Origin of the sequence: Acinetobacter bereziniae LMG 1003 = CIP 70.12 (assembly GCF_000368925.1) — a bacterium.
Taxonomy (GTDB): Bacteria; Pseudomonadota; Gammaproteobacteria; order Pseudomonadales; family Moraxellaceae; genus Acinetobacter; species Acinetobacter bereziniae.
In genome coordinates this window covers 69,245-76,821 of the sequence record NZ_KB849756.1, presented here as the reverse complement: position 1 = coordinate 76,821, position 7,577 = coordinate 69,245, and the positions used below count along the sequence as shown (strand labels likewise).

Here is a 7,577-nt window from a genome sequence, read left to right as displayed (position 1 = left end):
CGAAAAGGTGAAAAAAATACGCCGTATTTAATAGGTCAAGAATGGATTTCTGTAGAGAAAATGAAAGGAAAGAATGGAATCAGTGCTTTATGGGAACATACCGGAACTGCAAGAGATAATAAAGACCCTTTGATTGGTTTTGAAGTAGATACTGCCCGTTCTTCTCCCTATACAGAAAGCAGCAGTATGGAACAATTTGATGCATTAAAACTATATGAATCGATTTTAAAAACAATCCGTAAATTCGGAGAATAATCATGTCAAATAATGTGTATACACACGAAGCCTATGAAATTCTTTATGAATCAGGCAGTATTTCATATGTTTCACAGACCACCCCAAGCAGTGTGAAAACGGAGTGTGAAATAATTGTACCTGCAAAATATGTAGTACCGATTATTTTTATCCCAGGTATTATGGGTTCTAATATTAAAGAAACTGCTGAAGATAGAGAAGTTTGGTATCCCAAAGTCTCACTTTCCACGATCATTGAATACAGTAAAAGAGATGCCAAGGAACGGCAAATAGCACTGAATCCTAAAACGACTGAAGTGGGGTTTGATGGTGAGGTCAAATTAAGTAAAAAACTCATTCCTCACATTACCAAAGAAATCGCACTGGCACGAGGCTGGGGTTCGGTAATCAATCTTGGTTATGCAAATGTATTGATTTATTTAGAAAGTCATTTAAATCGAGCATTTAAGAAATTGAAAGATCAACAAAAAGACCAGTTTAAAGGTACTGCGGAATGGGAGAAAATTGTAAAACCTGGAAATGAGACAACAGAAAAAATACTCAACAACTGGTCAAGCGCCAAAGTCATCGAATTATTAAGTTTGGAACAACATGAAACACTGGCTGATTACGAATTTCCAGTATTTGCCTGTGGCTATAATTGGCTAGAGAGCAATATGCAGTCCGCGGACAAAATTGCGGATCGACTTAATCATGAAGTTTTAAAACAAGTTAAAAAAGAATTCCCGACATCAGAATTTAAAAAATTTATTATCGTTAGCCATTCTATGGGCGGTTTGGTAACACGTGCCTTGATTCAAAACGATAAAGTTAAAGATAAGATCGCGGGTGTGGTGCATGGTGCGATGCCTGCCACGGGAGCGCCTGCAGTCTATCAACGCCTCACTGTTGGTTGGGATGGTTGGAAAGCATCTACAGGGTTGCTGAATAGCTTAAAAGCTTGGATCACCAAATTTATGTTTGGAGATACCTCTGAACGCTTAACGGCGACTTTAGCAAGCGCGCCCGGAGGCTTGGAGTTATTACCCTTCACAAATTATGTAAATGCTAAAGATTTTCCAAAAAATCCTAAAGCATGGATATTCATCAAGGCTAAAACTCCCAATGGTGAAATTACCGCATCATTACCTCGAACGGCTAATACGTATACTGAAATTTACCAAAGAAAAGACAGTTGGTGGGCAATGATGAATCCAGATTTTATTGATCCTGCTCAATTAATGAAACAAGAAGCCAATGAAAGAGGCTATGAAAGTGCTTTTGATGTATATGTTAAGAATATAGAAATAGTTAGAGAATTACATAAGCATATTATGGATACTTATCATACCAATACATATGCAAACTATGGTGCTGATGAAAGTTTTAAAGCATTCGGTCAAGTCGTATGGCGTTGCAAGGAAGAATTAAATATCAGCAGTGAACAGGAACTGATTGAATTAATGGATTTATATGGTAAGCAAGAGCATATTGAGTTTCCAAATATACAAGATCGAAGTAGCGTCAAAGTGGAAGATCAAGGCAATCTTCAAGAAGACGACGCTGATTTAATCATAGAGGGTTCAAAAACACACAATTTACATAATAATGCGTATAAAAAAGACGGCGTAAGACAAGTTTTATTGGATGAAAAATTTAAAATTTCTAAAACCAATAAAGCGACATTTTATTTAGATCTAAAACCCACTTCAAAAGGTGATGGTACAGTGTGTTATCAATCTGGAGAGGATGTCCGAACAAATGAGCAGGCACTGAAAGGAACTTTTATAATTAATGGTTATGAACATGCCAGTAGTTTTGACAATGCGGATGTACAGTTAAATACTCTATATTGTATCGCCAATATCGTTGACATTATTCACAAAGCCTCATTAGCAGAGGCGTGTGAATCGAAGACTGAGAGTAAATAAACCTATTTATATTGGTTTAAGTAGGGCACATTTTTTTATAAAACTATGAAGCGTCAATCTACTTAAAATAGTTAGATAATAAGCGTACAACAGTGCTTTGCCCAACGAGGGAAATTGAAGCAGATGTAAGCAACAATATTCAGAGTTTAGATTTTAAATAACCCAAACTTACAGCTTTAATCCATCAATAAATTCTGATATTTGTCCGCCTGTGCTCTTAAAAAATCCCAGACCAATTTAATACGGGGTTCGTGCTGTAAATCAACCAAAGTCAGCATCCAAAAGGTATGAATAAAGCGAACTTCTTCTGCTAAAACCTGTTCAAGTTCAGGTTTATTGTCCGCTAAAAATTTGGGCAAAATTGCCAATCCAGCACCAGCACTGACAGCGATCTGTTGGGCTAAAATACTGCTACTTCGAAAATTAGCATTCAGTTGTAAAGGTAAACGTTCTAAACAATACAGTTCAGGACTGTAAATTAAATCATCAATATAATTCACAAATTTATGATTTTTTAAATCTTCAAGTTTTTTAATAGGTTGGGTGCATTCTAAATAGGTTTTACTGCCATAAATTTTAAGGCAATAATCCGTTAAGCGGGTAATAATATACGGACCAGATTTAGGACGATCAATTGAAATTACAATATCAGCTTCACGATGCGAAAGTTTAATCATTTTAGGCACAGGAATGAGATCAATAGTGAGCAGTGGATATTGCTTGGATAATTCTGCCAATAACTGAGCTAAAAAAGCAGTACCAAAGCCCTCTGGTGTGCCAATTCGCACATGTCCCTGCAAAGGTAAGTTCGGTTTTTCAATTTGCAAAAAGGCTTGTTCCATCTGTTCGACACGAGGTACAAGTGCTAAACCTTCCTGTGTAAGTTCATAGCCCGTTGCTTCTCTTCTAAATAATGGTGTACCTAAAGCAAGCTCTAAAGCCTGTATTCGTCGAGATACTGTGCTGTGTTCAACCCCAATGATCCGTGCAGTATTGGTAAGCGTTTTTGCGCGAGCCAGCACCAAAAAAAACTGTAAGTGATCCCAATCTACTTTCATTGTTCATGACGTCCTTGTGCATATTTGCACATTCATTGTGCGTTAATTTCTATTGGTCATCTATATTTTCTTTGTTAGTTTGAATTGAAACAGAGCTGATGAAAATACTGCTTTTGGCTATTTTCTAAGAAAGTAACAACAAAAAATAGTGCCTATGGAGAGGTTATGAACACGATGTCAAATATTCATTCGACGACGGCTAAATTATTAATTAATGGAAAATTTATCGAATCCAATACAACCGAATGGCAAGATATTTTAAATCCTGCAACACAGGAAGTTCTGGGTCGTGTACCTATGGCGACTTTGGATGAAGTGGATGCGGCAATTGCGGCTGCACAGGAAGCTTTTAAAACTTGGCGTTTAACACCAATCCAAGCACGCATGCGCATTATGCTCAAGTTACAGGATTTAATCCGTGACAACATGAAAGATATTGCCCGTGTGTTGACTGCTGAACAAGGCAAAACTTTGGCAGACGCAGAAGGTGATATTCAACGTGGTTTAGAAGTGGTTGAACATGCTTGTTCAATTGGCACTTTACAAATGGGCGAATATATCGAAGGTGTGGCACGTGGTGTAGACACCTATACCTTGCAACAACCACTGGGCGTATGTGCAGGTATCACTCCATTCAACTTTCCTGCCATGATTCCTTTATGGATGTTTCCAATGGCAATCGTGTGCGGTAACACCTTTGTTCTTAAACCTTCTGAGCAAGATCCATTATCGACCATGATGTTGGTTGAGTTGGCTGTGCAAGCAGGCGTTCCAGCAGGTGTATTGAATGTTGTTCATGGCGGTAAAGAAGTAGTGGATCGTTTATGTACACACCAAGACATTAAAGCAATTTCTTTTGTCGGTTCAACTGCTGTGGGCACACATGTCTATAACTTAGCAGGTCAACATGCTAAACGTGTGCAATCTATGATGGGGGCAAAAAACCATGTTGTGGTAATGCCAGATGCCAATAAAGAACAAACCTTAAATGCCCTGGTGGGTGCTGCTTTTGGTGCTGCTGGGCAACGATGCATGGCGCTTTCTGTTGCGGTGATGGTGGGTGAAACTAAAAACTGGGTTGATGAATTAGTCGAAAAAGCCAAGACCTTAAAAGTCAATGCAGGGCATGAACCTCAAACCGATATTGGTCCTGTTATTTCTCCACGTGCCAAAGCCCGTGTTATAGATTTAATCAATAGTGGTGTTGAACAAGGCGCTCAATTATTGCTTGATGGTCGCGATGTAAAAGTGGCTGGCTATGAACATGGTAATTTTGTGGGAGCAACTATTTTCAACCAAGTCACAACCGATATGCGCATTTATACAGAAGAGATTTTTGGACCTGTGCTTGCCATTATTCATGTTGATACGCTTGAACAAGCTATGGAGTTGGTCAATGCAAATCCATTTGGAAATGGCGTAGGTTTGTTCACTCAAAGCGGTGCGATTGCTCGCACTTTCCAAAACAACATTGATATAGGACAAGTCGGCATTAATATTCCAATTCCTGTACCTGTTCCGTTCTTTAGCTTTACAGGTTCACGAGGTTCAAAACTCGGAGACTTAGGACCTTATGGCAAACAAGCCGTACAGTTCTATACGCAAACCAAAACCATCACGAGCCGTTGGTTTGAAGATACACAAGAAAAAGGTGAAGTGAATACCACCATTAGCTTGCGTTAATCGAGGAGTTCAAGGATGAATATTGCATTTATTGGTCTAGGTAATATGGGCGGTAAGATGGCTCATAATCTCCTCAAAGCTGGTTTAAAGGTACATGGCTTTGATTTGAGTGAAGTTGCCATTGCTCATTTTACTGAAGCAGGAGGCATTACACATGCCAACCCACAAGCTGCTGCTGAACAAGCCGATGTGGTGATTACTATGCTCCCAGCCGCAAAACATGTCAAAGAGGTTTATTTGGGTGAAAATGGCGTACTTGCAGTACTCAAAAAAGGTAGTTTATGCATAGACAGCAGTACCATTGATCCACAAACCATCAAAGACATTGCAGTTGTAGGCGCAGAGCAAGGGATTCAAGTATGCGATGCACCAGTATCAGGCGGTACGATTGGTGCACAAGCAGGAACACTGACATTTATGGTCGGTACAGACTTAAATACCTTTGAACAAGTTCAATCTGTACTCAAACCAATGGGCAAAAATATCGTGCACTGTGGCGAAGTGGGTGCAGGTCAAATTGCGAAAATTTGCAATAATCTTATTTTAGGCATTTCGATGGCAGCCGTTGCTGAAGGCATGGCACTTGGCGCAAAACTCGGTATTGATCCACAAGCTTTAGCAGGGGTGATCAATAGCTCAAGTGGTCGTTGCTGGAGTTCTGAAGTCTGTAACCCTTGGCCGGGTATTTCTGCAAATGCACCTGCTGGGCGTGGCTATAGTGATGGTTTTGCCACACAATTGATGTTGAAAGATCTTGGTCTAGCCATTGAAGCAGCAGGGCAAGTCAAACAACCTGTTCTTTTAGGTGGTTTGGTTCAGCAGTTGTATCAGCAACTGTGTATGCAAGGAAATGCCCAGCTCGATTTTTCTAGCATTATCCAACAATACTTAGCGAAAGAAGCTTAATCCAAATATCAGCCATTTCACCATCAAAGGATGGTGAAAGCTATAGATTCACTCGTGTCATGAATAACAATAAATCCAGACTGGAGTAAATAATATGTCGAATTATCATCAAGTTGCTAATTCATTTAATTTAGACGGTGCAGTAAAAGCAATGTTATCGGGTTCAGTCGAGCAACTGAACGCATGTTATGAATGCTGCGATCGACATGCAGATGCTGATAGCGAAAAAATTGCCTTGTATTGGCAAGGTAAAGATGGACGCAAACAACAATATACCTTTAGCCAACTGAAAAAGTGGTCGAGTCAGTTTGCTAACTTTTTAAAATCACAAGGTGTCGAAACAGGCGATCGTATTTCGGGTTTACTACCAAGAACACCAGAATTGCTGGTTGTGATTTTGGGAGCTTGGCGTATTGGTGCAGTTTATCAGCCACTTTTTACTGCATTTGGTCCCAAAGCGATTGAACATCGTCTTCAATTGGCAAAAAGTAAATTGGTCGTAACTGATACAGCGAATCGAAGCAAATTGGATGAAATCGCACAATGTCCACAAATAATGACGGTTGCTGATCAGCATGGTCATGGTGTTATGGATGGCGATTTAGATTTTTGGCAAAAGGTCGAACAACAGTCTGAACACTGTGATTTGGTCAGGCAAAATATTCAAGCTCCATTTTTGTTGATGTTTACCTCGGGAACCACTGGACCTGCGAAACCCTTAGAAGTACCACTGAAAGCCTTAATTGCTTTCGGTAATTACATGAAAGATGCCATTGGCTTACGTGAAGAAGATAACTTTTGGAATATTGCTGACCCGGGTTGGGCATATGGTCTGTACTATGGCATTACGGGACCATTGCTGTTGGGGCATGCAACTTTATTTTATGAAGGTGGTTTTAGCATCGAAAGTTTATGTCAAATTATTGAGGATTATAAAATAACCAATTTGGCAGGCGCACCGACCGCTTATCGTATGATGATGGCTGCAGATCCTGCCCAAATGGCGCAACTGAAAGGTAAATTTCGTGTAGTCAGTAGTGCCGGTGAACCTCTAAATCCTGAAGTTTTCCGCTGGTTTAAACAGGCACTCGATGCACCTATTTTCGATCATTATGGACAAACTGAGGTTGGCATGGTGGTGTGTAACCATCATGGTCTGGAGCATGAGGTGCGTGCTGGTGCTGCTGGTTTTGCAAGTCCAGGATACCGTGTTGCTGTGCTTGATGAACAAGGCAACGAGCTTCCAGCAGATACACCTGGAATTTTAGCAGTGGATATCCAGCAATCACCGATGATGTGGTTCGGTGGCTATCAAGAAAGCCGTAAATCACCTTTTGTAAAACATTACTATTTAACCGGTGATACTGCTGAACTGCATGCAGATGGCAGCATGAGTTTTGTTGGGCGTAGTGATGATGTGATTACCACCTCAGGCTATCGAATTGGTCCTTTTGATGTAGAAAGTGCTTTACTTGAACACGATGCGGTCATTGAAGCAGCTGTAATCGGTGTTCCTGATGCGGAAAGAACTGAAATCGTCAAAGCTTTTGTGATTTTAGCAGAGCATCAAATTGCTTCTGACAGTTTGGCAGAACAACTGGGGCAATTTGTTAAAAAGCGCTTATCGGCACATGCTTATCCAAGACAAGTGGAGTTTGTGACAGAGCTTCCAAAAACACCTAGTGGCAAAATCCAACGGTTTTTATTGCGTAATCAAGAGATTGCCAAACAACAATTAGAAAAGAATGCAGGTTAGTATAAATCC

The 7,577-nt window shown here is 40.1% G+C and carries 6 protein-coding genes; 5 read left to right on the top strand and 1 reads right to left on the bottom strand.

The features are described 5' to 3' along the window. Positions 1-255 (top strand): T6SS immunity protein Tli4 family protein (locus tag F938_RS10495; RefSeq protein ID WP_005031639.1); only part of this gene is annotated, 255 nt, incomplete at its 5' end. Between the two features lie 2 nt (positions 256-257). Beyond that, a complete protein-coding gene (locus tag F938_RS10490) occupies positions 258-2,165 on the top strand; it encodes a lipase family alpha/beta hydrolase (RefSeq protein WP_004830711.1) in 1,908 nt (635 codons plus the stop codon). Positions 2,166-2,341: 176 nt separating this feature from the next. On the opposite strand, the gene F938_RS10485 is transcribed toward F938_RS10490, so the two are convergent. Then, positions 2,342-3,223, bottom strand: coding sequence for a LysR family transcriptional regulator (locus F938_RS10485; RefSeq protein WP_005031638.1), 882 nt, complete (start codon positions 3,221-3,223; stop codon positions 2,342-2,344). A 165-nt stretch (positions 3,224-3,388) separates the two neighbouring features. On the opposite strand from F938_RS10485, the gene F938_RS10480 reads away from it, so the two are divergent. From F938_RS10480 to F938_RS10470, 3 genes are all read left to right on the top strand, one after another. Then, on the top strand, positions 3,389-4,906 hold the full coding sequence (locus F938_RS10480; RefSeq protein WP_005031636.1) for a CoA-acylating methylmalonate-semialdehyde dehydrogenase: 1,518 nt from the start codon (positions 3,389-3,391) through the stop codon (positions 4,904-4,906). Positions 4,907-4,921: 15 nt separating this feature from the next. Further along, on the top strand, positions 4,922-5,812 hold the full coding sequence (gene mmsB / locus F938_RS10475; protein WP_005031635.1) for a 3-hydroxyisobutyrate dehydrogenase: 891 nt from the start codon (positions 4,922-4,924) through the stop codon (positions 5,810-5,812). Between the two features lie 94 nt (positions 5,813-5,906). Beyond that, positions 5,907-7,568: an AMP-binding protein gene (locus tag F938_RS10470; RefSeq protein WP_005031634.1), complete on the top strand. Its 1,662-nt coding sequence runs from the start codon at positions 5,907-5,909 to the stop codon at positions 7,566-7,568. Positions 7,569-7,577: the final 9 nt, after the last annotated feature.